Source organism: Brevundimonas sp. LM2 (genome assembly GCF_002002865.1).
Taxonomy (GTDB): domain Bacteria; phylum Pseudomonadota; class Alphaproteobacteria; order Caulobacterales; family Caulobacteraceae; genus Brevundimonas.
The window spans coordinates 2,324,842-2,350,183 of record NZ_CP019508.1 but is presented as its reverse complement, the minus strand read 5'-3'; the positions used below and the strand labels follow the sequence as shown (position 1 = coordinate 2,350,183).

The following is a 25,342-nucleotide window of genomic DNA, read 5'->3' as shown; positions in this document are numbered from 1 at the left end:
CATGCCGAGCGACATCGAGATCTCGCAGGCCGCGACGCTGGAGCCGATCCAGCAGATCGCCGCCAGGGTCGGCATCGGGCCTGACGACCTGGAGCCCTATGGCCGGCACATCGCCAAGCTGTCGCGCGAGGGTCTGGGCCGGTTGGCGGATCGTCCGGCCGGGCGGCTGATCCTGGTCACGGCGATCAATCCGACGGCGGCGGGCGAGGGCAAGACCACCACGACCATCGGCCTGGGCGACGCCCTGAACCGGATCGGGCGCAAGGCGGTGATCGCCCTGCGCGAACCCTCGCTGGGACCGGTGTTCGGTCGCAAGGGCGGGGCGACGGGCGGGGGCTATGCTCAGGTCGCGCCGATGGACCGGATCAACCTGCATTTCACCGGCGACTTCCACGCCATCGGCGCGGCGCACAACCTGCTGGCCGCCATGGTCGACAACGCCATCTACTGGGGCAACGATCGCGGTCTGGACGCGCGACGGGTGACCTGGCGGCGGGTCGTGGACATGAACGACCGGGCCCTGCGCCAGGTCGCCGTGGGCCTGGGCGGCATCAACGGCGCGGTGCGCGAGACCGGGTTCGACATCACCGTGGCCAGCGAGGTCATGGCGGTGCTGTGCCTGGCCGAGGGGCCCGAGGATCTGGCCGTGCGCCTGTCCCGGATCGTGGTCGGGCGCACCCGCGAGGGCGGGGCGGTGACGGCGGGAGACATCGGCGCGGCCGGGGCCATGGCGGCCCTGCTCAGCGAGGCCGTCCTGCCCAATCTGGTGCAGACGCTGGAAGGCACGCCGACTCTGGTCCACGGCGGCCCGTTCGCCAATATCGCCCACGGCTGCAACTCGGTGACCGCCACCCGCGCGGCCCTGGCCCTGGGGGAGTTCGCGGTGACGGAGGCCGGGTTCGGGGCCGATCTCGGGGCGGAGAAATTCCTCAACATCAAATGCCGGTCCAGCGGACTGGCCCCCTCGGCGGCCGTGATCGTGGCGACGGTGCGGGCGCTGAAGCTGCAGGGCGGGGTGCACAAGGACGCGCTGGGCGCCGAGGACGTGGCGGCCGTCCGGGCCGGGTTCGTCAATCTGAAGCGCCATATCCAGAACCTGCACGGCTTCGGCCTGCCGGTGGTCGTGGCCATCAACGCCTTCCACGGCGACACGGCCGAGGAACAGGTAGCGGTCGTCGACCTGTGCGCGGCGCACGGTGTGGAGGCCCATGTCTGCACCCACTGGGCCGAGGGCGGCGCAGGCGCGGAGGGGCTGGCGCATGCGGTCGCGGCCCTGGCCGAGGCCAATGCCGATCCGGGTCGCGCGCTCAAACTGACCTATGCCGCCGACCTGCCGCTGGAGCAGAAGATCCGCACCGTGGCCCAGACCCTGTACCGGGCCTCGGACGTGTCGTTCTCGGCGGCGGCGCGCAAGGATCTCGCCCGGTTCGAGGCCGAGGGCCGCGGCCATCTGCCGGTCTGCATGGCCAAGACGCCCTATTCCTTCACCGCCGACGAGCGGCTGTCCGGCGCGCCGCAGGGCTTCGTCCTGCCGGTCGATTCGGTGCGGCTGTCGGCCGGGGCGGGCTTCGTCGTCGCCCTGTGCGGGGCGGTCAACACCATGCCGGGCCTGCCGCGCGTGCCGTCGGCCGAGCGGATCGGCCTGGGCCCGAATGGCCGGATCACCGGTCTGGACTGAGCCTCAGTCGGCGGCGCGAGCCGCGAACCAGGGGATCATCCGGGCCAGGGCCTCCTCGATCTCCGGCGTCGAGACGGCGAAGCTGAAGCGCATGAAGCGGTGGCCGTCGATCGGATCGAAATCCACGCCCGGGGCCGTGGCCACGCCCGTGTCCTGCAGCAGCCGCTCGCAGAAGGCGACGCTGTCCTGGGTCAGATGGCCGATGTCGGCCCAGATGTAGAAGGCCCCATCCGGCGGCGCGATCGACCGCAGGCCCAGGGCGGGGAGGGCCTCCAGCATCCGAGACCGGTTGGCGCGATAGGTGTCGATATGACCCTCCAGCACCTCATGCTGATCCATCGCCACCAGACCGGCGTGCTGGCTGAGCGACGGCGGGGTCAGGAACAGATTGCCGATGAAGGCGCGGGCCCGCTCGGCATGGTCGGCCGGCACCAGCAGCCAGCCCAGTCGCCACCCGGCCATGCTCCAGTATTTGCTGAAGCTGTTGATCACCATGGCGTCCGGCTCGAACTGGAGCATCGACGGCTGGGCCCCGACATAGGACAGGCCGTGGTAGATTTCGTCGGAGAGCATTCGAATACGCTTGCGGCGGCAGACGGCGGCGATTTCTGAGAGTTCGGAGACGGCGATCACCGACCCGGTCGGGTTGGCCGGGCTGGCGATGATGACCCCGGCGGGCGGGGGATCCAGGGCGTCCAGGGCGGCGGCGGTCAGCTGATAGTGCTCGGCCGGACCGCAGGCGATCTCGACCGCCTCCAGGTTCAGCGCGCGCACCGTATTGCGATAGGCGACATAGCCGGGGCGGGCCATGGCGATCCGGTCCCCTGGAGCAAAGGTGGACGACAGGGCCAGTACCAGGGCAGGCGAGGCTCCGCTGGTCAGCAGCAACCGGTCGGGCGTGATCGCGACCCCGTATCGGTCCTGATACAGCTGGACGATCCGCGCCTTCAGCGGCGCGCTTTCCCAATAGCCCATGGCGTCTTGGTCCAGCACCCGGTGCGCCTCCGCGATCGCGGCGGGCGGGGCCCCGGTGGAGGGCTGGCCGAATTCCATATGGATCACGCTGCGGCCCTCCGCCTTCAGGGCGTGGGCCAGGCGGCTGATGGCGATGGCGCGGAACGGGTCGATGGTCACTGGACCGCTCCGGCCAGACGCAGGAAGCCCACGATGTCGATGGTTTCCGCCCGCGCGTCGGGGTCGATGCCCGCCGCCTCGCAAAGGGTGCCGCCGCCCAGCTGTTTCAGGCTGGAGCGCAGCATCTTGCGGCGCTGGCCGAAGGCGGCGGCGGTGACCCGCTCCAGACGCTTCAGCATCTCGCGGTCGGGCCGGTCGGCGCGGGGGATCAGGTGGACCACGGCCGAGGCCACCTTGGGCGGCGGCGTGAAGGCGGCGGCGGGCAGGTGCATGACGATGCGCGCCTCGGCCACCGCCTGGGCGATCACGGCCAGACGGCCATAGGCGTCGTCACCCGGCGCGGCCACGATCCGCTCGGCCACCTCCTTCTGGAACATCAGGGTCAGGGCTTGGGGCATCCACGGCCCGGTCAGCCATTTGATCAGCAGCGGCGTGCCGACATTGTAGGGCAGGTTGGAGACGACATGGGCCGGGCCGGTGACCAGATCGCCCTCGGCGACCTTCAGGGCGTCGGCCTCGATCACGGTCAGTCGGCCGTCGCCGGTGTCCAGCTCGGCCAGCAGGGGCAGGAAGCGCGGATCCTTCTCGACCAGCACCACGGGGCCGGCATCGCTTTCCAGCAGGGCGCGAGTCAGGCCGCCGGGGCCCGGCCCGACCTCGATCACCGCCCGGCCCTCGAACGGTCCGGCCAGGCGGACGATCTTGCGGGTGATGTTGAGGTCCAGCAGGAAATGCTGGCCGAAGCTCTTCTTGGCCAGCAGGCCGTGGGCTTCCAGCGAGTCGCGGAGGGGGGGGAGGTCGGTCACCCGCCCCGCTTAGCCCGCCGCGCGCGCCGCCGCCATGGTGGAGGCCAGTCGGATGGCGGCGATCAGACTGTCGGCCCGGGCGATGCCCTTGCCCGCGATGTCGAACCCCGTGCCGTGGTCCGGCGAAGTCCGCACGATCGGCAAGCCCAGGGTGGCGTTGACCCCAGCCCAGAAGTCCAGAGTCTTGACCGGGATCAGGGCCTGGTCGTGATACAGGCAGATGGCGGCGTCATAGGTCGTGCGCGCCTCGTCGTGGAACATTGAATCGGCCGGAATGGGATCGGTGATCCGGAGGCCCTCAGCCCGCAGCGAGGCCGCGGCCGGGCGCAGCACCTCGATCTCCTGCAGGCCCAGGGCACCGCCTTCGCCGGCATGAGGGTTCAGGGCGGCCAGGGCCAGACGCGGCTCCGCGATGCCGAAGTCGCGCTTCATCGCCTCGTGCACCACCCGCGCGGTGCGGCAGACCCGCTCGACGGTGAGCAGTTGCGGCACCTGATCCAGGGCGACGTGGATGGTGACCAGACAGGCGCGCAGGTCGCGCGCCGTCAGCATCATCACCGGACCGCGCGTGCCGGCGAACGGCGCGTCGGCGGTCAGTTCGGCGATGAACTCGGTATGGCCCGGAAATCGGAATCCGGCGGCGTACAGCGGGGCCTTGGCGATCGGGGCGGTGACCACGCCGGAGGCTTCGCCCGACAGGGCCAGGGCGACGGCGCGCTCGATCCAGTCGGCGACGACCGCCGCGTTCCGGGGGTCCGGGTGACCGGGCTCGACGGGAGCCGGGGCGGGGTGGTGCAGCACGGGCAGGGCCCGCCCGAACGCCGCCGTCGCATCGCCCGGCGCGCCGATCTCGACGACGGGAACGCCCTGGGCCGACAGCAGCCCAAGGTCGCCGATGACCGCGAACGGCGCCTCGCCCGAAAGCGCACGCCAGGCCTTGGCGACGATCTCCGGACCGATGCCGGCGGGCTCGCCCAGGCTCAGGACCAGAGGCGCGGGGGCCATCCGACTATTTCAGCTCGATCAGAGCGTCGGCGCGGAGATCCCGCAGGTAACGCCGAGCCAGCATGGCCAGGTTCTGGTTCTGCAGGCGACCCTCGACCTCGCGCGCCGTCGGCACGTCGGCCCCTCCGGCGCGACGACCGCAGACGGCCAGCAGATGGACGCCCAACGGGGTCCGCACCACGTCGCTGACGCTGCCGATCTCGGCCGAGCGGGCCACCTGCTGGAACTGCGGCGCCAGGTTGGCGACGTCGGCCTCGCCCAGGTCCGAACCCAGCAGCCCGGCTTCGGAGCTGGTGCGCTGCAGGATGTTGTCGCAGGTCAGCTCGCCCCGCAGCGACTGCAGCCGCGTGGTGGCGGCGGAGACCTCGGCGGGCGAAGCCGTTTCCGGCAGTTCGACCATGGCCTGTTTGAGGTTGACCAGGTTGATCGCGGCGCCGCTGCGCTTGTCGCGCATGTAAACGATATAGACCCCGCCCGAGACGGGGATCGGCCGCGACAGCTGGCCGACCTCGAGCGCCTCCAGCGCGGTCTGCAGCTCGGGCTGGACCGTGCCCTGGACGACCCAGCCGGCGTCCCCACCCCGTGCGGCGGTCGGGGCGGCGCTGAACTGGCGCGCCACGGCCTGGAACGGCGCGCCCTGGACCATCTGCTGGACCAGCTGCTCGGCTCCGGCCAGGGCCTGCTGCTGACCGCCCACGCGGGCGGCCTCAATATAGATCTCGCCGATCAGGTACTGGGGCTTGGAGGCCGCCTCGGTCACCTGGCGGACCGCCTGTTGAACCTGGGCCCGGCTGACCCGCGAGCGGCTGTTGAACCGGCCGCCGACCAGTTCGCGCCAGCCGATCTCGGTACGCAGCTGCTCGCGCAGGGTTTCAGGCCGGATGCCGCCGCCGGCCAGGAACTGGACATAGGCCTCGGGCGTCGTGCCAGCCTCCTGCGCCATGCGGGCGATCTCCTCGTCCACGTCCGCGTCGCTGATCTTCAGGGTCTCGTATTTGGCGATCTCGGCCGACTGGAGCCGTTCCTCGATCAGGGCCTGCAACGCCTGCTGCTGGATGGCGGGAATGTTTTCCTCGGTCGGCTCGACCTGGCTCATGGCGATGGTGGTCAGCATGCGCTGCCGCAGATCAAAGCCGGTGACGATCTGATCGTTGACGGTGGCGACGATGCCGTCGGCCATCTTGAACTCCGGCTGGCCGGCCAGGCGCGCCGTCGCCGGCTGCTGCTCCGCCGCCGGGTTGAGTGTCCCCGCAGCGGCCGGGGCCGGTGCGACGGTCTGGGGCGCCGTCTGGGCCATGGCGGACCCGGCGACCAGGGCCGCCATCGAGACAGCCGTCGTAATACGCATCAAACCCATGATCAGTCCTGAAGTCCTCAAGGCCGCGCGTCCCATCCGAAAACGGGTCTGGCACGCGCCGTCACGCGTCATGCCTAACGCAAGCCGTTTGATCCATAGCCTGACCCTCCAAAAGTGGCGAGGTTTAGACGAACATAGACCCCGTCGGACGGCCCGGTGGTGCTGACGCGCGTGTTGTCCCGCCGATAGCCGAGCTCGACGCGGAAACAGTCGTCGTCGAACAGAAGGCCCACTTCGGAACGGGTGATCAGATCGCGTTCCAGATCGGCGATCCCGGCGACGGCGACGCCCCAGTTGCCGTAGACGAACTGTTGAACCGCCAGCTGAACGAACTCATAGTTGCGATTGCCCGAAGCCAGCGGTGGGCCCGAGAGGTTGTTCGGATCCGTGCGACCGTCCAGCTGAACGGGGTTGGTGCGATCGATGATGTAGCTGACGGTCGCCAGGTTGCGGCGACTCCAGCGTCCGTCGACCGCGAGCTCCGCGCGGCGGACCTCACCGGACCCGTCGATGGTGGCGTGACCCCAGCCCCGGACGCGATCGGAGGGCTGGAAACTGCCCTGGACGACCCAGTCCGAGACCTTCTGTCCGAGCCCCGTGGGATCATAGAGCCGGCTGGGCACGTCGGGGATCGGCACGTCGAAGGCGGGTTGGTCGTCGTCGCGCAGACTGCGGCCGACGAACAGGCTGGCGCTGCGGTTGGTGTCCCATCGGAGGGTGGTGCGCACCCCGGCGGTAAGGCGAAGCCCCCCCTCCAGCAGGTCATAGCCGGGGAACCGATCGGTGCGGAACAGCGAGGACTCGTCCAGTTCCAGCGTCTCCGAATCCTCCACGGGAATCCTGGGATCGACGTCGGGGTCGTTGGACAGGGAGATCTGGCCGAGCGGCTCCACGATCAGGTCCGCGCCGTCGCCCAGGCGGCGGATCAGGGGATAGCTGACGTCCAGGCCGACCGTCGCGCGACCGCGGGTGATGGTCTCGTCGTCGAGGCCCAGGGCGGGGGGCAGGTCGGCGATCGAATAGACGTCGACCCGGCCGTCGACGAAGGGCTCGTAGCGGATGCCGGCGGCCGAGATCAGGGATCGGCGCCAGTCGATCTGTGTCGTGACCCGGCGCGTATCGACGCCCGGCAAGCCCACGGTGGAGCCGGTCGGGATCAACTCGGGCCTCAGGACCGGACTGCCGAGATATTCGTCGCGATAGAGCGAGACCGCCGACCCCCGCACGCGCAGGCGACCGCCAAGGATGGGGCGCTCGGGCTCCCAGCGGGCGTCGATCAGGGGCGCGACCAGGGGCAGGGTCCCGTCGTTCTCGAACTCGTTCAGCGCGGGGGTGATGTCGTTGAACCGCGACACCCGCAGGCTCTGGATCGTGAAGGCCGCCACCGACAGGTAGGACCGTTCGGTCTGACGCTCGGCATACAGCTGCGAGATCAGACGACGCTCGTCGCCGTAGTAGAGGCCGCTGTCCTGGTAGGGGTCGCTGATGCTGTAGCGGTCGAACAGGGTCTTGTCGGAGGTGCGCTCCGCCGTGAAGCCCCAGCGCCAGGGGCCGGAGGGATCGAACCGGCCCCAGGCCAGCAGGTAGCTGCGGCTGGTCTCGTCATCGAAATCGACATTGCTCTCGGCGCGGCCGTCGCCGTCGAGATCGAAGTCGCCGAAGTTCTGGGCGTAGGTGTAGCCGGTGCGGGCGACGATGGTGCCGTTCGAGAACCGCCGGCGCCACTGCAGGTTCAGGAAGGGGGCGACGCCGCTGTTGACCTGCGGGCTGATCAGCCAGTCCTCGGACGGCGAGACGACGTGCAGATAGGGTGCCTCGATCGAGACGCCGCGTCCCTCGTCATAGTCGACGGTGGGCACCAGGAAGCCGGAGGCCCGGTCCACGGTCGGATCCGGATGGGCGAAAACCGGCAGCCAGAAGACCGGCACGCCGCCGACCTTGAACACCGCGTTGCGGTACAGGATGGCCCGCAATTCCTCGTCCTGAACGACCTTTTCCGCCTGGATCGAAAGGCTCGGCTGTTTGGGATTGCCGTCGGTGTCGCAGATCGGACAGGGCGTGAAGAGGGCGTAGTTCAGCTCGTTGACATTGGCGGACCGCCGGACCGCCGTGGCCGCCATCAGGCTGGCCCCGCCCGCGAGGCGTGTCGCCAGGTCGACGACGACGCCCGCTTCCAGATCGGACCCGAGTTCCAGGCGGCTGGCGTGGACGACGTTGCCGTCCGGATCGACCAATTCCACGTCCCCGTCCGCCGTGGCGAGGCCCTGGGCGACATCGTAGGTGACGGCGCGACCGCGCAGGGCGTGGCCCCGGAACCGGGCATAGACGCGGTCGCGCTCGCCGCTGGCCGTGATGACGTCGCCCTGCCGGGTGGCCTGTTCGGCTTCGATATAGACGGCACCGGCCGGCAGGCCGTCGTTCACGACGGGCGCGGGGCTCGCCCGGGTCTGGAGCGGGGTCTGGGCCAGGGCCCCGCCGGCCAGCGCCCAGGCGGCCAGAACCGAACCGGCCAGCAATCGTGTCCGCAGACCGTGCCGGAAATGGGGGCCGCGATCAGCCTGCATCGGTCAGAACCGTATCCTTATGAAGGCCCCCGTCTCGGAGCCCGCTTAGCCGTCTTCGGTATAGAACAGCAAGGTGAGAGCCGCGAGCGCCGTCAGCACGGCCGGCAGCCAGGCAGCCAGGAAGGGCGGAACCACCTCGGCCGATCCCATGGCAGCGGAGAATTGATTGAGGAAGAAGAAGGCGAAGCCCAGGACCACGGCGGCGACCGCCATCCGCGCCAGATCGCCCAGCCGCATCAGCCGCAGGGAGAAGGCGGCGGCCAGGATGGTCATGGCGGCGAACGACAGCGGCGTCGAGAGCAGCTGCTGCAGCCTGAGCCGATAGGCCGTGGACGAGAAACCGGCGTCCTCGATTCGCTGGATCTGGCCGGGCAGGGACCAGAAGGGCGTCGACTGCGGCCGGGCGAAGCGTTCGAAGGCCTCGTCGTCGGCCAGGCTGGAGGGCAAGTCCAGGGTGGAATAGCGGGTGGCGCGCTGGCCGGTCTGGGCCCCCACTGCATCGATCAGCCGCCACCGTCCGGCCGCCAGACTGGCGGACTGGGCGTCGATTCGTTCCGTGAAGGCGCGTCGGCCCTGGGGGTCGGTGGCGTAGATGAAGAAGGTCACGTCCAGCAGGCGCGCGCTGGCGCGGTCCTGCCGGCCCGCCCGGATCACCATCTGCCGCTGGCCCTCGCCCTCGCGCAGCCAGATGGCCTCCTGCTCGCCGCCGCCGACCGATCCGGAAATGCGGGTCCGCTCGCGCTGGAACAGGCCGTCACCGGACGCGGCCAGGGGGCCGAGGATCGTCACGGTCAGTACGCCCGCGATCAGGGCGGCCCCCGCGGCCGGGAGCACGAACCGCCAGGCCGAGACCCCCGCGGCCCGCATGGCGATCAGCTCGCTGCGCCGGTTCAGCCCGACGAAGGCCGCCAGGGTTCCAAACAGGAAGACGAACGGCAGCAGCTGGACGATCACCGCCGGCGATTTCATCACCATCAGGCCGAGGATACGCACGGCCGACAGGTCGGTGTCGGACCCGAGGCCGCGGGAAATCTCCACGAAGTCGATCAGCATGACGAGCGCGCCGATCACCCCCAGGGCCACGGCCAGCGACCGCGCCAGCTGCGCCAGGATATAGCGCTCGATCCGCCCCAGCCGCATCGCGCTGAGCAGATGACGCGGCGCCGCCGCGAGATCGCCGAGGGCGCTCATGCCGCCCGGACCTTCAACCGACTCAGGCCCCGACGCGAGGCCTTTCGCGGCTTCAGGGCGCGGAACAGCAGACGCAGGGCCACGGCCGTGGCGACGAGGGGCAGAAGATACTGAAACAGGTTGAGCCAGCCGTTCCAGGCGCTGGCCGCCACGACCGCATAGCCCACGACCCGGATGACCAGGAACGCCGCCGCGGCCTTGGCGATGCGCGCGCCGTATCCCGTCCGGCTGAAGGCCCCGCCCAGGATCGCCGTCAGCGCCATGGCCATCGCCGTCAGGGCATAGAGGGGCGAGGACAGACGCGAGTGGGCCTCCGCGAGCAGTTCGCCGCGCGATCCCGAATCGCGGAGCTGCGCGGGCGTGGGGTTGAACAGCTGGGTCATCCACAGGTCGCCGGCCTTGTAGCGGACCTGCTGATCGTCGCTGACATAGGGGCCCAGCGGAAAGACGTAACCGTCGAACACCAGCTGCTGCAGCACGCCTGCAGAGCTGTACTGCTGCCAGGACCCCTGTTCCATGGTCAGGACCGGCTGGCCGTCGACCCGGCCGAACCGCGCTTCGGAGGCGTCCCAGGTGGTCACCTCGTCGCCCTTCTCGATATAGATGAAAAGGTTCTTCAGCAGGCCGTTTTGCTCGATCTGCTGGACATAGACCGTCAGTCCGTTCGGCCCCTGGACGAAACGCCCTTCCTCGACCAGCAGGGCGGCCAGGTCGGTGCGGATGGCGAACGTCTGGTCCCTCGTGGCCCGCTGGGCCCAGGGCTGCACGAGGACATTGGTCAGCAGCATGATCGCAGCCACCCCGACCGCGAGGGAGGCACCCGGTGCGATCATCTGCCAGCGGGTCATGCCGCTGGCATAGGCGGCGGTCAGCTCCTGTTCGCGCTGCAGCCGCGTCAGGGCGATCAGGGCCCCGACGAACAGGCCGATCGGCAGGATCACGCTGAACAGCTGGGGCAGGGCCAGCAGGCTGAGCTTCATGAGAACCCAGACGCTCTGGCCCCGCTCGACGATGATTTCCAGTTGATCCAGGGTTTGGCTCAGAATCCCGATCCCGCCCAGCGACGCGCAGGCAGCCGCGACGGGCAGGCTGATCTGGCGGAACAGGTATTTCTGAATCAGGGTCATGCGGGCGATGAAAATCACCCGGTTGCGGGCGCGGACGTTGCGGCGCATCTAATACACATCCGGGCGCGTCGCCGACAATGGCAGACGCGGCCACCGTCACCGTATCAAGGACCGGGCGCGAAACCCGGCTGGAGTCTCGAGTTCATGAATATCGTCTTCGTCGCCGAACCCGGCGTGTCCAAAGCCCTCGCTGTGCTCGTTCATGACGGCCGGGCCCTCGCCGGATCGGGCAGCGACCACGACGCCGCCACCTCGGGCAGCCTGACCCGGGCCATGACCAACAGCCGGTTCACCGGCGCGGCCAGCAGCAGTCTGGTCGTCGCGGCCCCGCAGGGCCTCCAGGCCGATACGGTGGTTCTGGTCGGCGCGGGCGAGACGGCGAAGTTCGACGACCTGGCGCTGGAGACGGCGGCCGGCACGGCCTATCACGCGGTCAAGCTGTCGGGGGCGGAGACGCTGACGATCGATCTGGGCCATCTGTCGGCCGAACAGGCCGCGCGCGCCGCCTTCGCCGTGAAACTGGCCGCCTATCGGTTCGACAAATACCGGACCACGGAAAAGCCCGACAAGATCCCGTCGATCACGACGGTCAACATCGTGACGCCGGATGTCGTGGCGGCCCAGGCCGCTTTGGAACCGCTCAACGCCGTCGCCGACGCCATCTACTTCTCGCGTGATCTGGTCGCAGAGCCTGCCAACGTCCTGTATCCGGCCGAGTTCGCGCGTCGGGTCAAGGCGCTGGAAAGCCTCGGCCTGACCGTCGAGATCCTGGGCGAAAAGGAGATGGAGGCCCTGGGCATGCATGTCCTGCTGGGCGTCGGTCAGGGATCGGTGCGCGAAAGCCAGTTGGCGGTGATCCAGTGGAACGGCGGCGCGCCCGGCGACCAACCCATCGCCTTCGTCGGCAAGGGCGTCTGTTTCGACACCGGCGGCATCTCGATCAAGCCGGCCGCCGGCATGGAAGACATGATCTGGGACATGGGCGGGGCCGCGGCCGTCGCCGGCCTGATGCACGCGCTCGCGGGGCGCAAGGCCAAGGTCAACGCGGTCGGCGTGCTCGGCCTGGTCGAGAACATGCCCGACGGCAACGCCCAGCGCCCGGGTGACATCGTCACCTCCATGTCCGGTCAGACGGTCGAGATCATCAATACGGACGCCGAGGGTCGCCTGGTCCTCGCCGACGCCCTTTGGTACACGCAGGACCGGTTCAAGCCGAAATTCATGATCGATCTGGCGACTCTGACCGGGGCCATGATCGTGGCCCTGGGCCTGGACTATGCCGGGGTGTTCTCGAACGCCGACGACGTCGCCGAGGCCATCCTGGCGGCTGGTCCCAAGGTCAATGAGAACGTCTGGCGCATGCCGCTGCCGCCCCAGTACGACAAGATCATGGACAGCGTGAACGCCGACGTGAAGAACTCGGCCGGCCGCGACGCCGGCTCGATCACGGCGGGCCTGTTCCTGCAGCGCTTCACCAACGGCGTGCCTTGGGCCCACATCGACATCGCTCCGGTGGCCTGGGTCAGCAAGTCGACCCGCGCGACCGTGCCGGACGGCCCCGTGGGCTGGGGCGTCCGTCTGCTCGACCGCATGGTGGCCGACACCTACGAGAGCTGATGCGTGGCTGAGACCTCGGGCGAGATCTGGTTCTATCACCTGGAGCGATCCACGCTGGACCAGGTCCTGCCCGAGTTGCTGGACCGCACCCTGCAACGGGGCTGGCGCGCCCGGGTCCGGGTCGCCGACGCGGATCGGCGCGCCGACCTCGACGAGTCGCTGTGGACCTGGCGGCCGGACAGCTTCCTGGCCCATGGTCTGGCCGACCAACCGCACGCCGAGCGCCAGCCGATCCTGCTGACGGCCGGCGACGAGAACCTCAACGGGTCTCAGGCGCTGTTCATCATCGACGGGTCAGACATGGCCGTCACCGAGGAGTTCGAGCGATGCTTCATTCTATTCGACGGGCGCGACGAGACGGCGCTGCACGGGGCGCGCGAGCGCTGGAAGGCGCTGAAGGGGCAGGGGGCCAATCTCGCCTACTGGAAACAGTCGGACGAGGGGCGCTGGGAAAAGGCGGCCTGATCGCCGCCCTGTTCCTGGCCGCCTGTTCCTCGACGCCGCCCGCCGCGGTCGATGCGCCGGCGGTGATCGAACAGGCCGAGGCCAATCAGCCCGTGGGAAGCAAGATGCCGGACGGCACCGAGGACCTCTGCAAGGCCGCGGACTTCCAGTACCTGGTCGGCCGCTCGCGCACCGAGATTCCCGTGCCGGTCGAGGTCGTCAGCCGCCGCGTGGTCTGCACCACCTGCCCGGTGACACAGGACTTCTCGGCTCACCGGCTGAACATCTTCTACAATGAACAGACGGATATCGTGGAGCAGGTCCGATGCGGTTGATCCTGGGCCTGACCCTGGCCGGCGGTCTGCTGGCCGGCTGCGCGGCGACTCCGTCCGCTCCGATGCCCGATGCGCCGAAACAGTGCGATGCTCAGGCGTCGCAGTCGCTGATCGGCAGTCACGTCGGCGCGGTCAGCTTTCCGGCCGGCGCCAATGTCCGGATCGTCTGCACCACCTGCGCGACCACGCGCGACTATCGCCCCGACCGCCTGAACATCCGCTTCGACGAGGCGACCGGCCTCATCCAGTCCGTCGACTGCGGTTGAGCCGGCCCCCGCGCCGTGTAAGCGGCGCGGGGAAACCGTGACCTACCAGCGCCAGGCGTCGTAGATCGCATCGACGATGTAGCCGTCGGCGCTGTCGATCAGATAGATCGTCGTATCGACGGAGACCCATTGGGTGCCCGGCGGCGGGTAGCCCAGGCCGTAGGTGCGGTAGTCGTCGAGCTGGTAGCGCCAGAACACCTGCGGCAGGTAGGAGCCGACGCTGTAGCGCTGGCCGAAATAGCTGCGCGGCACCGAGTAGTAGCCGTAGTTCGGCGCGAAATAGAAACCGAACCGCACCCCGCTGTAGCCGCGGAAGCCCCGGTCATTGCGCCACCAGTCGTATGACCGGCTGCGGTTGAAGCTGCGACGCCAGTCGTTCTGGTTCCAGCGATCGTTGAAACCGCCGTAGTCGCGGCGGCCGTTGCGATCGTTGTTCCAGTGGCGGCCGCCGCCGTTGCGGTCGCGGTTCCAGTCCTGACCGTCGTTGCCGTTGTTCCACCGGCCGTCGTTGCGGTCGCGATCCCGCCCGCGGTTCCAGTCCTGGGCATTTCCGCCGCTGGTCCAGCGACCACCGTCGCCCCGGTCCCTGTCCCGACCACCCCGATTGCGGTCGCTGCGGTCCTGGCCGCCGCGGTCTTCGGTCCCGCGCGGCGGGCGCGTCTGGCCTCCCCGATCACGGCCCCCGTCGGCCTGAGGCGTCGTCTGCGCCGGGGTCGAGGCGATCGGTGGGGTCGCCGAACCCGGGCGGTCCCGACCGACCCGGCCCTCGCCACCGTCGCGGCCGACGCGTTCCCGGTTCCCGAAGCGTTCGCCGTCGGGTCTGGCCTCGCCCCGGACCCGATCCCCACCGCCGCCACGCTCCGCGCCCGCACGTCGTTCGCCGCCCTCGGCGCGCACGGCGGCGCGCCGCTCCTGGTTGGCGGCGCGGCGTTCGGCGCGGTCTGTCTGTGCCTCCTGGGCGTGCGCCAGGCTGGGCAGGCTCGCCGGCAGGGCGAGCGCTGCGAGCGCGACGAGGGTCGTAAGGGTCGGTTTCATCTCAGGGTTTCCCGCACGCCGAGGTCGGCGGCTCGATCCGACGCTGGCGCTTGCGCCATGAACGCCGTCTGAACGGCGGGTTCGCTTGCGGGCGGCGGCCCCACCGCCCAGATGGAGATCAGACACGTCGCCTGCGGCGGCGACAGGAGACTCCATGACCGATCCGATCCAGCTCTGGTTCTGGCCGACGCCGAATGGCTGGAAGGTCTCCATCGCCCTCGAGGAGATGGAGATGGCCTATGAGGTCGTGCCGGTGAACATCGGCACGGGCGAGCAGTTCACGCCCGCCTTCCAGGCCCTCAGCCCCAATGGCCGCATGCCCGCCATCGTCGATCCCGACGGGCCGGACGGCCAACCCCTGTCCTTGTTCGAGAGCGGAGCCATCCTGCAGTATCTGGGCAACAAGTCCGGCCGCTACTATCCGACCGACGTCCGCGCCCGGGCCGAGGTGGACCAGTGGCTGTTCTGGCAGGTCGGGGGTCTGGGGCCGATGGCGGGTCAGACCCATCATTTCCGCCAATACGCCCCGGCCCTCATCAAGGACCAGCGCCAGATCGCCTATGGCGTGCGGCGCTATACCGACGAGACGCATCGCCTGTACGGCGTGATGGATCGGCGCCTGGCGGATCGCGACTACCTGGCGGGCGAGTACTCCATCGCCGACATGGCGGCCTGGCCCTGGATCCTGCCCGAGCACCAGGGCCAGAGCCTCGACGACTTTCCGCATCTGCAGGCCTGGATGGATCGGGTCGGGACCCGACCGGCGGTCATTCGGGGCCGGGCGGTCGGCGAGGCCCTGCGCAGCAACCTGGCCGCCTCGGGCCAGGCGGCGGAGGCGGCCCGCAAGGTGCTGTTCGGCCAGCGAGGCAAGTGGAAGCCTAACGGATCGTTCAAGTCTATTTCCTAGGTCTGAACGAGCTTCGCAGTATTCATTTTGCCTTTACTGAAAAGAATTTCGGCGCCTGTCCGCCGTTAACATTAACTTCAAACCGGAGGTATTTGATCGGGTCTCGAAAGGCGGGTCCAGAACGGACGGTCGCCATCGCAAGGAACAGGCTGATGAACGCGCCAGAAACCGCGCCGGAACTGCAAGACGAGACCGAGGCGACCCTGCCTCTACCCACGGTGGACATGGACGGCGACGCCCTGTTCCGTCTGGGCATGATGTATTCGGCCGGATCGGGCGGCTGCCCGATGGATCGGGTCTCGGCGCACATGATCTTCAATCTGGCGGCCATGAAGGGCTCGGTCGAAGCGCGCGTCTATCGTCGCGAGATGAGCGAAGAGATGGAACGCGAGGAAATCGCCGAGGCCCAGCGCGCCGCCCGCCGCTACATCGACGCGGGCGTGGTCAAGCTGGCGGCCTGATTTTCGCCAACGGAAAGCAGATCGGAGCGCGCTCAAGCAGCGAGGCTCCGCGAGCCGAGCGATAGCGCCCTTCGCACAATGCGCTCAAGCAGCGAGGCTCCGCGAGCCGAGCGATAGCGCCCTTCGCACAATGCGCTCAGGCAGCGAGGCTCCGCGAGCCGAGCGATCGCGCCTTAGAACTGCTGATACTGGCCGTTGATCGAATAGTTGAAGCCGATCGGCAGGGCCCCGCGGATCAGGGTGAAGAAGTTGGCCAGCTCGCCCAGGCTGCTGCGCGGCACGAACAGGATGTCGCCGCGCCGCAGGGCCACGGGCTCACCGCGTCGCGGCCGCACATCGACCACCCGCATCATCCGCACGCCACCCGGGCCGCGCCGGATCAGCGCCACCTGGCCGGGATTGGCCCCCGGCAGGACGTCGCCGGCCTGGATCACGGCCTGGTAGGCGTCGATGTCGCCGTTCATGTCATAGACGCCCGGCGTTCGGACCTCGCCGGCGACCCAGACCTTCATGGGACCCGCCGTCTTCAGGGTCACCTCGACCACCGGCCGGACCAGTTGGGACGCATAGGCGGCGCTGAGGTCGGACTCCAGGTCCGCCAGGGTCCGGTCCGCGGCCATGGCCTGGCCGATCAACGGCAGGGCGATTCGGCCGTCGGGACCGACCTTGATCGTGCGGGTCAGTTCATTCGCGGTGGGGGTCGCCACCTCGATCTCGTCGCCGGGGAACAGCAGATACTCGGGCTCGGCATCGCTCCAGTCGGCGAAGGCGACGTCGGCGAACCCTTCGCTCTGCAGCCCGGCGGCCCTCGAGGCCCCCGGGGCAGTGGCGCAGGCGGCGGTCGACGACGCCAGCAGGGTCGCGCCGAGGGTCCACAGAATCTGTCGGCGATGAAGCATGAAGCGGAGCCTCGCCCGTCATGGGTAATGACTGGTTAACGCCGAGCGGTGAAGGATCGGCGACGTTCACGATTACACGGATTCGCCAGTCACAATGCGTTCTGCCAGCGCGTCGACCTATGTCTCGGCCCGCCCCCGCTACGGGGTGCTGGATGTCATCGGCCTGCTGTTCCGCGAACTGCTGCTGATGGTGATCCTCTTTCTGGTGATTCTCGCCCTCGGGACCGCCGCCGTCCTGACCCTGAAGAAGACCTACACCGCCGGGGCCAGCCTGTTTGTCGGTGCCGGGCAGGAATACGTCTATCAACCGCGCGTCGGGCTGGGCGAGCGCCAGTCGACCCCGCCGGCCCCCGGCGAGGTCGCCCAGGCGGAGGCCAACATCCTCGGCAGCCGCGAGGTCAAGCTGCGCGCCGTCCGCGCCCTGGGGCTCGACTTCTTCCAGAAGCCCGGGCGGGCCTCGAACGATCCGGTGGCGAAACAGGAGGGCGATGCGATCAAGGCGCTGAACGACGGACTCAGCGTCTCCACCACGCCGCAGAGCTCGATCATCGGCCTGGGCTTCGAGAGCGACAGCGCCGAGAAATCGGCCCGGATCCTGAACGCCGTGCTGGACCAGTATCTGATCTACCGGCGCGAGGTGTTCCAGGACCGTTCGACGCCCGCCATCCAGTCCCAGCGCCGGGTATTCGAGGACGAACTGGCGGACGTCGACCTGACCTATGAGAGTTTCCTGATGTCCAACGACATCGGCGACTTCGCCGCGTCCAAGGTCGCCCTGGCCGCCGTCTATCAGTCGACCCTGACCGAGAAACTGTCCGTCGAGAACCAGCTGAACCAGGCCGCGCGCCGTCTGCAGACCCTGGTAGCGCAGCAGGCGGGTACCCCGGCCGAGGTCACCCTGCAGCAGGACCTGAACGTCTCGGCCCAAGACCAGATCCTGCAGCTGCGGACCGAGCGCGAGCAGTTGCTGGCCCGCTATCAGCCCGGCAGCCAGCCGGTGCAGGACATCGAGGCGCGCATCGCGGGGCTGCAGGCCTACGTCGCCTCGGGCACGACCGTGGGCGCCAAGGAGGTCCGGCTGGGGCCCAACCCGGTCTGGACCGAGCTGGAGACGACCCGCATCACCACCCAGGCGGAGCGTGACTCGCTGGCGGCGCGGCTGGGCTCGGTCAATCGCCAGCTGGCCGAGATCCAGGACCGTCAGGCGCGGATGACGCGGCTGGAGTCCGAGAACGCGACCCTGGCCTCCAACCGCGATGTCCTGACCGCCAACATCCGCGACTTCCAGCAGCGCGAGGCCCAGAGCCGCGCCGACGCCGGCCTGGTCCGCGCCGGGGCCGACAATGTGCGGGTCATCGAACGGGCCGCCGCCCCGACGCGCGGCACCAGCCTGAAAGCCCCGCTTCTGGCCCTCGTGATCCTGTTCGCCGGTTTCACCGCCCTGTGCGTCGGTCTGTTGCGGGTCTTCACCCGGCGCGGCCTCGCCACCCCGGCGATCGTGGGGCGGACGCTGGACATGCCCGTTCTGGCCGTCGCACCGATGAAGGCGTGATAGCCTTCCCCACGACAGGCACCGCGTAACCGATTCGATGGTCGATCTCACAAGCGAAATGGCGGGCCTCTGGGCGGCGCTGGGATCGGCTCCCGCCCATCGCGGACGGGTCATCCAATTCGTCTGCGCCGGGACCGGGGAGGGGGCCTCCACCGTCGCGCGCGAGTTCGCCCGGCTGGCCGCCGTCCGGGCCCGCAAGCCCGTCTGGCTGATCGACGCCGACCTGGCTCAGCCGGGTCAGCAGGAGGCGATCGGGGCCGACTGGGAGCGGTTCGGTCGCCTGGGCCCCGCCACCGCGTCCTCGCCGGACGGATCCTGCTTCTTCGTCGTCAGTCCGCCGGTCGTCGGCAAGGACCGCAAGCCGATCGCCCCCGCCCGTCTGATGACCGCCCGACCCTGCCTCGGCGGCCGGCTGTGGGTCAGCCGGTTCCGGGCCGAGGTGCTGCGCTCCGGCCAGCGGGCCGAGCCTCTGCCCGATCCCCGCTACTGGGACGCGATGCGCCAGCATGCCGACACCGTCATCATCGACGCCCCGGCGGCGGACCGCAGCGACCTGTCGATCACCCTGGCCCCGTTCGTGGACGCCACGGTGCTGGTGGTCGCCGGCGAGATGTCCGGAGCCAGCGAGCCCGTCATCCTGCGCGACGAGATCGAATCGGTCGGCGGCCGGATCGCCGGGGTCGTGGTCAACCGCTCGACCTATCGCCCGCCGGCTTTCCTGAAACGACTGACGGGCTGAGGAGCGCGGACCTCCAGGTCCGCCCTCTCTTTCGACGCCGCCAAGAGCGGACCTGGAGGTCCGCGCTCCCAAGCTTCAAACCCCCAGGGCTGCGCGATCCATGCGCCTCAGCAGGTCGCCGCCCTGGCCCACGGCCGCGAGGCGGCTGGAGGCATGGCCCAGGATGTTGGCGGCATAGATCTCGTACAGGGCGATCTTGCCTTCCAGCCAGGCCTGGTCGCCGTCGTTCGCCGCCAGCCGCGCCTTGGCGGCCAGCGCCCCCTTGGCCAGCATCCAGCCGCCGATGACGTCGCCCATCAGCTTCAGATAGGCGTCCGCCGCGGCCAGGACGTCGGCGGCGCCGTCCGCATCGGCCTTGCGATCCAGGATCCACAGGGTGGCGTCCTCGACCGCCGCGATGGCGGTGGCGAAGCGCTCGACCGGCTTGCCGGTGTACAGGCCGGCCAGGTCCTTCAGGGTTGCCTTCATCTCGGCGATGATGGCCTTGGCCGAGGCCCCGCCGTCCTGCGACAGCTTGCGCCCGACCAGGTCCATGGCCTGGATGCCGTTGGTGCCCTCATAGATCGGGGCGATGCGGGCGTCGCGATAGAACTGGGCTGCCCCCGTCTCCTCGACGAAACCCATGCCGCCGTGGATCTGCACGCCCTGGGACGCCACATCGACGCCGACGTCGGTGGACCAGGCCTTGGCGATCGGGGTCAACAGGTCCTCGCGGCCCTTCCAGTGAGCGCGTTGGTCGGGCGCGGCATGGCGGGCCATGTCGGCGGCCACGCCGGTCGACAGGCACAGCGCGCGGGCCGCCTCGATCCGGGCCTTCATCACCGACAGGGTGCGGCGGACGTCGGGGTGGTCGAAGATCGGCGCGCCCGACTCGCCGGTCCAGACCGAGCGGCCCTGAGGCCGGTCCAGGGCATAGGCCAGGGCGTGCTGATAGGCGCGGTCCGCGATGCCGACGCCCTCCATGCCGACCCCGACCCGGGCCGCGTTCATCATGACGAACATATGGGCCAGGCCTTCGTTGGGCCGGCCGACCAGTTCGGCGGTCGCGCCCTCATAGGCCATGGTGCAGGTGGGCGAGGCATGGATGCCCAGCTTGTGCTCGATGCCGACGGGCCGGAAGGCGTTGCGATCGCCCAGGGTGCCGTCGGGGTTCACCAGATATTTGTTGGCCAGGAACAGGCTGATGCCCTTGGGCCCGGCCGGGGCGTCGGGCAGGCGGGCCAGCACCATGTGGACGATGTTGTCCGTCGCGTCGTGGTCGCCCCAGGTGATGTAGATCTTCTGCCCCGTCAGGCTGTAGGTGCCGTCGGCATTGGGCACGGCCGTGGCCGTCAGGGCCCCCAGGTCGGACCCGGCCTGCGGCTCGGTCAGGCACATGGCCCCGGTCCATTCGCCCGAGACCATGCGGGGCAGATAGGCGGTCTTCTGGTGCTCGGTGCCGTGGGCCTCGATCGCCTCGATGGCGGCCAGCGACAGCATGGGGCACAGGCCGAAGGCCATGTTGGCCGCGTGCACCGTCTCGAAGGCGGCCAGCTCCAGCGCCTTGGGCAGGGCCTGCCCACCGGCCGAGGCGGGGGCGGCCAGGCCGGTCCAGCCCCCGGCCGCGAACTGGCGATAGGCGTCGGCGAATCCGGGAGCCGCCGTGACGGCCCCGTTCGCATATTTCGCCCCGGCCAGATCGCCCGGCCGGTTCAGCGGGGCCAGGACGCCTTCGGAGAATTGGCCCGCCGCCTCCAGCACGGCCGCCATGACGTCGGCGTCATAGTCCGGAAAGGCGCCGGTGGCGGCCAGGGCGTCGATGCCGGCGACGGCGGTCAGGCTGAAGGCCAGGTCGCGGACGGGGGCGCGATAGGTCATGGGAAGCTTCCTCGATACGTCGGAGCTTTAGGCCGCCCCGTTCATCGTCTTCATGTGACCATGCCGCGACGTCAGGCAAGGGATGGCTTGGAGTCCGGCCCCATGTGCGCCAAGCTGTCGCCGATCAATCCTTGGGGGAATGACGCATGGCCGAGCCACGCAATCGCTATTCGACCGTATCCCTGATCTTCCACTGGGGCCTGGCCCTGCTGGTCCTGACCCAGGTGCTGCTGATCACCGCGCATGAGGCGACCGAGGGGCCAGCGTCGCGCGAGTTCGTCGCTACCCACAAGGCCGTGGGCCTGACCATCCTGGTCCTCACCCTCGCCCGGATCGGCTGGCGGATCGCCAATCCGGCCATTCCCCTGCCGGCCGGGACCCCGGGCTGGCAGAAGATCGCCGCGCGGACGACGCATGTGCTGTTCTACGTCCTGCTGATCGGCCTGCCGCTGGGCGGATGGGCGGCGTCCAGCGCGGGCGGGCGCGACATCTCCTATTTCGGCCTGTTCAACTGGCCCCTGCTGCCCCTGCCGCAGAGCCGCGAGCTGGCGGGCACCTTCATGGATATGCACGAGCTGGGGGTGAAGGTGCTCTACGTCCTGCTGGCCCTGCACGTTCTGGCGGCGCTGAAGCACCATTTCGTGGACCGCGACAACGTCCTGCATCGGATGATCCCCTTCATCCCGCGCCGCCCCTGAGGCCCTGATGGTCAGCCGCCGGTCCCTGTCGGCCCTGATCCTGCTCGCGGTCGGGGTATGCGCCCTCGGCGGCCCGCCGGTGCTGGCCCAGGTCAGCCGGTGGTCGGTGGTGCCCGCGCAGTCCAGCATCACGATGCGGGTGGCCAGTCCCTTGGGCCATCGCAGCGGACGGTTCGAGCGCTGGGAGGCCGACGTCCGGTTCGATCCCGAAGCGCCCGAGGCGGCGTGGGTCGCCGTGACGGTGCAGGCCGCCTCGTTGCGCATGGACAACGCATCCCTGACCCAGCCAGCCATCGGCCCCGCCCTGCTGGACACCGCGCGGTTCCCCGACATCCGCTTTCGCCTGACGTCGCTGCGGCGGCTGGAGGGCGAGCGGTTCACCGCCGAGGCGGATGTGACGATGAAGGGCGTGACCCGGCCGGTCCGCTTTCCCGTGACCTTGCGCAGCGCAGGCCAGACGGTGCAGATGACCGGCGGCTTCTCGCTGGACCGGGCCGCCTATGGGATTGGAACGCAGGGATCGTGGAACAGGCTGATCGGCCGACAGGTCCGGGTGGACGTCTCGCTGGCGACTCGACCGGCCTGAGCGAGGATCTGGACGCGGCCGTCGCCGCGCTGCGCGCCGGCGCGCTGTTGATCCTGCCGACCGAGACCGTCTATGGCCTCGCCGCCGACGCCGGCCAGGCCGAGGCCGTGGCCCGCATCTTCGAGGCCAAGGGCCGGCCCCGGTTCAACCCCCTGATCGCCCATGTCGCCGACGCCGAGTCCGCCGAGGCCATCGCCGTGTTCGACGATGCGGCCCGAACCCTGGCCGCCGCCTTCTGGCCCGGCCCCCTGACGATCGTGGCTCCGGTCCGGCCGGGCGAGCGGGTCTGCGACCTGGCGCGGGCGGGTCTGGACAGCGTCGCGGTGCGGGTGCCGGGTCACCCGGTCGCGCGGGCCGTGCTGGCGGCCTTCGGCGGCCCCGTCGTCGCGCCCTCGGCCAACCGCTCCGGCCGCCCCAGCCCGACGACCTTCGCCGATGCAGTGGAGGAGACGGGGGCGTCCGCCGCCGCCGCCCTGGATGGCGGCCCCTGCGCCGTGGGGGTGGAGAGCACGGTCGTCTCGGTGCTGGACGGCCGCGTCGCCCTGCTGCGGCCCGGGGCCGTGACCCGCGACCAGATCGAGGCCCTGGTCGGCCCGCTCGATCGGGGCGGGGAGGGCCACCGCTCCCCCGGCCGCCTGACCACCCACTACGCCCCCGACGCCCCCGTCCGCATCGACGTGGAGGCCGCGCGGGAGGGCGAGATCCTGCTGGGTTTCGGCCCGGGCGTGGGGGCGGCTCGTTGGAGCCTTAGCCTGTCGGGCGACCCGCGCGAGGCCGCGGCGAACCTGTTCCGCCTGCTGCGCGAGGCGGACCGGCAGCATCCCGTTGGCATCGCCGTGGCCCCGGTGCCGATGGCGGGCCTCGGCGAGGCGATCAACGACCGGCTCAGGCGGGCGGCGGGGTTTGTGGGGTAACTTTTACGTCCTTCTCCCATTGGCAGAAGGTGGCCGCGAAGCGGACTGATCAGGGTCGGCTCTGTCCGCCGGCGTAAGCCGCCGCATCGACCTCGCCACGGCTTACGCCCACCCAAGCACCCGACCCTCACCCTTTCGCGCAAGACCGATCGCTCCGCTCTCGGGCGCTCAAGCCCTCTCCCAACGGGAGAGGGAGAGGCTCACCCAAACCGCGCCTGCAGATCGACGCTCGACCGCACGCCCACGTCGCCGAAACAGCTCCGCAGCCATTCCTCCGCCGCCGCCCGGCCGCGCGTTTTCAGGTCGTTGAGAAAGGTCCATTCGGTGTTGAACTTGGACCCCAGCGACAGGTCGCCCAGCCAGCTGTCGGCCTCGATGGCGTGCATCAGGACGTTGCGATAGCGGTCCTGGGCCGACGGCGTCAGGCGGCCCTGTTCGATCAGGTCCTGGACGAAAGCGACGGCGCGCAGTTCGGCCACCAGGGGGGCGTTGAAGACGACCTCGTTCAGCCGGTCCATGATGTCGCCCGGGGCCTTGGGCGTGTCGGCGCGCTCGAAGGCGTTCAGGGTGATCAGCAGAACGTCGTCGGGCGTGTCCTCATAGAACAGCGGCCACAGCGGTGGATTGGCCAGATAGCCGCCGTCCCAATAGGGCTCGCCGTCGATCTCCACCGCCTGGAACAGCTGGGGCAGGCAGGCGGAGGCCAGCAGGACCTGGTCGGTGATCTCGGTGTTTTTGAAGACCCGCGACCGGGCGTGGCGTACGGCGGTGGCGGCCACGTGCAGCTTGACGTCGGAGCCCTGAATCGCCTCGAAATCGAGGGTGGCGGCCAACACCCGGTTCAGCGGATGGTGATTGAGCGGATTGAACTCATAGGGCGACATCGACATCGCCAGGGTCTCGGACGCCCGCCACAAGGTGGTGTCCTTCAGCCAGGCCGGGGTCAGGGCGTTGGACCAGATCGAGGTGTCGCCGAACACGTTCTTGCCGCCCGACTGGTTGGTCTCGCGCCACAGCTTATCCAGCGTCCTGCGCGCGCCGTCGGCTCCTCCGGTGGCCAGGCCCGAGACCAGGGCCGCGCCGTTCATCGCTCCGGCCGAGGAGGCGGTCACGGCGCGGATGTCCAGCCGCCCGTCTTCCAGCAGTCGGTCGAGAACGCCCCACTGGAAGGCCCCGTGCGCGCCGCCGCCCTGCAGCCCCAGGCAGATCGGACGCGGGGCTGTCGGGGTCAAATCGACCGGGGCCGGCGCGGGTGCCGGGGTGGTCTTGCGTCTGAAAAGCGCCATCCGTCCCCCAGTGTGTGCCGTCTATTGCGCGGTCCAGCCGCCGTCGATCGGGAAGGCCGCCCCGTTGGCCGAGGCCCCCAGGTCGGAGATCAGATACAGGAACAGGCCCGCGATCTGATCGGTGGTGACGAACTGTTTCGTCGGCTGGGCCTCCAGGATCACGTCGGTGACGACCTTTTCCTTGGAGATGCCGCGCGCCCGGGCCTGGTCCGCGATCTGCGACTGGACCAGGGGCGTCTCGACATAGCCGGGGCAGATGGCGTTGCAGGTGATGTTGTCGCGCGCCAGCTCCAGCGCCACCGTCTTGGTGAAGCCCAGCACGCCGTGCTTGGCCGCGACATAGGCCGACTTGTACGGGCTGGCGACCAGGCCGTGGGCGCTGGCGATGTTGACGATCCGGCCGCGGCCCTGGGCCTTCATGATCGGGATGGCGGCGCGGGTGGCGTAGAAGGTCGAGGACAGGTTGATGGCGATGATCTGTTCCCACTTGTCGGACGGAAATTTCTCGACCGCCTCGACATGCTGGATGCCGGCGTTGTTGACCAGGATGTCGACCCGACCCAGCTGGTGCTTGCCGAAGGCGACCATGTCGGCGACCTCGTCGCCCTTCAGCATGTCGGCGGCGTGGTAGCGGACCCGGACGCCGCAGCTGGCCTCCAGCTCGGCCCGGGTGCGCTCGATCTCGGACGGGTCGCCCAGACCGTTCAGCACCACGTCGCCGCCGCGCGAGGCCACGGCGCGCGCCAGAGCCAGGCCGATGCCCGAGGTCGAGCCGGAGATGACCGCGACCTGACCCTTCAGGTCGTTGGGATCGCGATAGACGGGACGCTCGGTCGCTTCGCCATCCTTCTTGCCGGGCCACTGGAACATCGGGTCTCGTCCAC

24 protein-coding genes are annotated in these 25,342 nt (G+C 69.6%); 12 read left to right on the top strand and 12 right to left on the bottom strand.

The annotated features are described in order from the left end of the window. The first annotated feature begins 1 nt into the window (after nucleotide 1). Complete coding sequence (locus tag BZG35_RS11615; RefSeq protein ID WP_077355794.1) at nucleotides 2–1,678, top strand: formate--tetrahydrofolate ligase; 1,677 nt, start codon at nucleotides 2–4, stop codon at nucleotides 1,676–1,678. Between the two features lie 3 nt (nucleotides 1,679–1,681). Here BZG35_RS11615 and BZG35_RS11610 read toward each other — a convergent pair whose 3' ends face one another. The 7 genes from BZG35_RS11610 to BZG35_RS11580 form a co-directional block, all read right to left on the bottom strand. Next, on the bottom strand, nucleotides 1,682–2,812 hold the full coding sequence (locus tag BZG35_RS11610; RefSeq protein WP_077355793.1) for a pyridoxal phosphate-dependent aminotransferase: 1,131 nt from the start codon (nucleotides 2,810–2,812) through the stop codon (nucleotides 1,682–1,684). Beyond that, complete coding sequence (gene rsmA, locus BZG35_RS11605) at nucleotides 2,809–3,618, bottom strand: 16S rRNA (adenine(1518)-N(6)/adenine(1519)-N(6))-dimethyltransferase RsmA (RefSeq protein WP_077355792.1); 810 nt, start codon at nucleotides 3,616–3,618, stop codon at nucleotides 2,809–2,811. The genes BZG35_RS11610 and rsmA overlap by 4 nt, the downstream gene beginning before the upstream one ends. 9 nt (nucleotides 3,619–3,627) lie before the next feature. Then, nucleotides 3,628–4,623, bottom strand: a complete 996-nt coding sequence (gene pdxA / locus BZG35_RS11600) for a 4-hydroxythreonine-4-phosphate dehydrogenase PdxA (RefSeq protein ID WP_077355791.1) — start codon at nucleotides 4,621–4,623, stop codon at nucleotides 3,628–3,630. Between the two features lie 4 nt (nucleotides 4,624–4,627). Next, nucleotides 4,628–5,971, bottom strand: coding sequence for a peptidylprolyl isomerase (locus tag BZG35_RS11595; protein WP_253189155.1), 1,344 nt, complete (start codon nucleotides 5,969–5,971; stop codon nucleotides 4,628–4,630). 83 nt (nucleotides 5,972–6,054) lie between these two features. Next, nucleotides 6,055–8,544 (bottom strand): LPS-assembly protein LptD, encoded by a 2,490-nt coding sequence (locus tag BZG35_RS11590; RefSeq protein WP_077355790.1) that lies wholly within the window; start codon nucleotides 8,542–8,544, stop codon nucleotides 6,055–6,057. Nucleotides 8,545–8,589: 45 nt separating this feature from the next. Then, complete coding sequence (gene lptG, locus BZG35_RS11585; protein ID WP_077355789.1) at nucleotides 8,590–9,735, bottom strand: LPS export ABC transporter permease LptG; 1,146 nt, start codon at nucleotides 9,733–9,735, stop codon at nucleotides 8,590–8,592. Continuing rightward, complete coding sequence (locus tag BZG35_RS11580) at nucleotides 9,732–10,910, bottom strand: LptF/LptG family permease (RefSeq protein WP_253189154.1); 1,179 nt, start codon at nucleotides 10,908–10,910, stop codon at nucleotides 9,732–9,734. The genes lptG and BZG35_RS11580 overlap by 4 nt, the downstream gene beginning before the upstream one ends. Nucleotides 10,911–11,006: 96 nt before the next feature. Here BZG35_RS11580 and BZG35_RS11575 point away from each other — a divergent pair, with 96 nt between their 5' ends. The 4 genes from BZG35_RS11575 to BZG35_RS11560 all read left to right on the top strand — a co-directional run bounded on the left by BZG35_RS11575 (nucleotide 11,007) and on the right by BZG35_RS11560 (nucleotide 13,524). Next, nucleotides 11,007–12,479 carry a leucyl aminopeptidase gene (locus BZG35_RS11575; RefSeq protein ID WP_077355788.1) on the top strand — a complete coding sequence of 491 codons (1,473 nt, stop codon included), beginning with the start codon at nucleotides 11,007–11,009 and terminating at the stop codon, nucleotides 12,477–12,479. 3 nt (nucleotides 12,480–12,482) lie between these two features. Next, nucleotides 12,483–12,944: a DNA polymerase III subunit chi gene (locus BZG35_RS11570; protein ID WP_077355787.1), complete on the top strand. Its 462-nt coding sequence runs from the start codon at nucleotides 12,483–12,485 to the stop codon at nucleotides 12,942–12,944. Between the two features lie 62 nt (nucleotides 12,945–13,006). After that, nucleotides 13,007–13,258, top strand: coding sequence for a hypothetical protein (locus BZG35_RS17970; RefSeq protein WP_253189153.1), 252 nt, complete (start codon nucleotides 13,007–13,009; stop codon nucleotides 13,256–13,258). Beyond that, a complete protein-coding gene (locus BZG35_RS11560) occupies nucleotides 13,249–13,524 on the top strand; it encodes a hypothetical protein (RefSeq protein ID WP_077355786.1) in 276 nt (91 codons plus the stop codon). Before BZG35_RS17970 ends, BZG35_RS11560 begins: the two co-directional genes overlap by 10 nt. Nucleotides 13,525–13,566: 42 nt before the next feature. On the opposite strand, the gene BZG35_RS18230 is transcribed toward BZG35_RS11560, so the two are convergent. Then, complete coding sequence (locus BZG35_RS18230) at nucleotides 13,567–14,559, bottom strand: RcnB family protein (RefSeq protein WP_253189152.1); 993 nt, start codon at nucleotides 14,557–14,559, stop codon at nucleotides 13,567–13,569. 154 nt (nucleotides 14,560–14,713) lie between these two features. Between BZG35_RS18230 and BZG35_RS11550 the strand changes: the two genes are divergently transcribed. Continuing rightward, nucleotides 14,714–15,466, top strand: coding sequence for a glutathione S-transferase family protein (locus BZG35_RS11550; protein WP_077355785.1), 753 nt, complete (start codon nucleotides 14,714–14,716; stop codon nucleotides 15,464–15,466). A 152-nt stretch (nucleotides 15,467–15,618) separates the two neighbouring features. Beyond that, entirely contained in the window at nucleotides 15,619–15,927 is a 309-nt protein-coding gene (locus BZG35_RS11545; protein ID WP_077355784.1) for a hypothetical protein, read from the top strand. A gap of 173 nt (nucleotides 15,928–16,100) precedes the next feature. Here the strand turns inward: BZG35_RS11545 and BZG35_RS11540 are convergent, their stop codons facing one another. Then, nucleotides 16,101–16,826, bottom strand: a complete 726-nt coding sequence (locus BZG35_RS11540; protein ID WP_077355783.1) for a polysaccharide biosynthesis/export family protein — start codon at nucleotides 16,824–16,826, stop codon at nucleotides 16,101–16,103. Between the two features lie 94 nt (nucleotides 16,827–16,920). Between BZG35_RS11540 and BZG35_RS11535 the strand changes: the two genes are divergently transcribed. After that, complete coding sequence (locus tag BZG35_RS11535; protein WP_077355782.1) at nucleotides 16,921–18,378, top strand: chain-length determining protein; 1,458 nt, start codon at nucleotides 16,921–16,923, stop codon at nucleotides 18,376–18,378. 37 nt (nucleotides 18,379–18,415) lie between these two features. After that, entirely contained in the window at nucleotides 18,416–19,117 is a 702-nt protein-coding gene (locus BZG35_RS11530; protein WP_077355781.1) for a hfsB, read from the top strand. Nucleotides 19,118–19,192: 75 nt separating this feature from the next. Here BZG35_RS11530 and BZG35_RS11525 read toward each other — a convergent pair whose 3' ends face one another. Beyond that, nucleotides 19,193–20,974 (bottom strand): acyl-CoA dehydrogenase, encoded by a 1,782-nt coding sequence (locus BZG35_RS11525; RefSeq protein WP_077355780.1) that lies wholly within the window; start codon nucleotides 20,972–20,974, stop codon nucleotides 19,193–19,195. A gap of 146 nt (nucleotides 20,975–21,120) precedes the next feature. Between BZG35_RS11525 and BZG35_RS11520 the strand changes: the two genes are divergently transcribed. Genes BZG35_RS11520 through BZG35_RS17670 form a run of 3 tightly spaced genes read left to right on the top strand, consistent with a single transcriptional unit; the run spans nucleotide 21,121 to nucleotide 23,172 of the window. Next, nucleotides 21,121–21,672, top strand: a complete 552-nt coding sequence (locus BZG35_RS11520; RefSeq protein ID WP_077355779.1) for a cytochrome b — start codon at nucleotides 21,121–21,123, stop codon at nucleotides 21,670–21,672. Nucleotides 21,673–21,679: 7 nt separating this feature from the next. Beyond that, entirely contained in the window at nucleotides 21,680–22,258 is a 579-nt protein-coding gene (locus BZG35_RS17675; RefSeq protein WP_150126015.1) for a YceI family protein, read from the top strand. Next, nucleotides 22,255–23,172: an L-threonylcarbamoyladenylate synthase gene (locus tag BZG35_RS17670; RefSeq protein ID WP_150126137.1), complete on the top strand. Its 918-nt coding sequence runs from the start codon at nucleotides 22,255–22,257 to the stop codon at nucleotides 23,170–23,172. The genes BZG35_RS17675 and BZG35_RS17670 overlap by 4 nt, the downstream gene beginning before the upstream one ends. A 200-nt stretch (nucleotides 23,173–23,372) precedes the next feature. Here BZG35_RS17670 and BZG35_RS11510 read toward each other — a convergent pair whose 3' ends face one another. After that, nucleotides 23,373–24,458 (bottom strand): patatin-like phospholipase family protein, encoded by a 1,086-nt coding sequence (locus BZG35_RS11510; RefSeq protein ID WP_150126014.1) that lies wholly within the window; start codon nucleotides 24,456–24,458, stop codon nucleotides 23,373–23,375. A gap of 21 nt (nucleotides 24,459–24,479) precedes the next feature. Further along, nucleotides 24,480–25,328, bottom strand: coding sequence for a 3-hydroxybutyrate dehydrogenase (locus BZG35_RS11505; RefSeq protein ID WP_253189151.1), 849 nt, complete (start codon nucleotides 25,326–25,328; stop codon nucleotides 24,480–24,482). Between the last annotated feature and the right edge of the window lie 14 nt (nucleotides 25,329–25,342).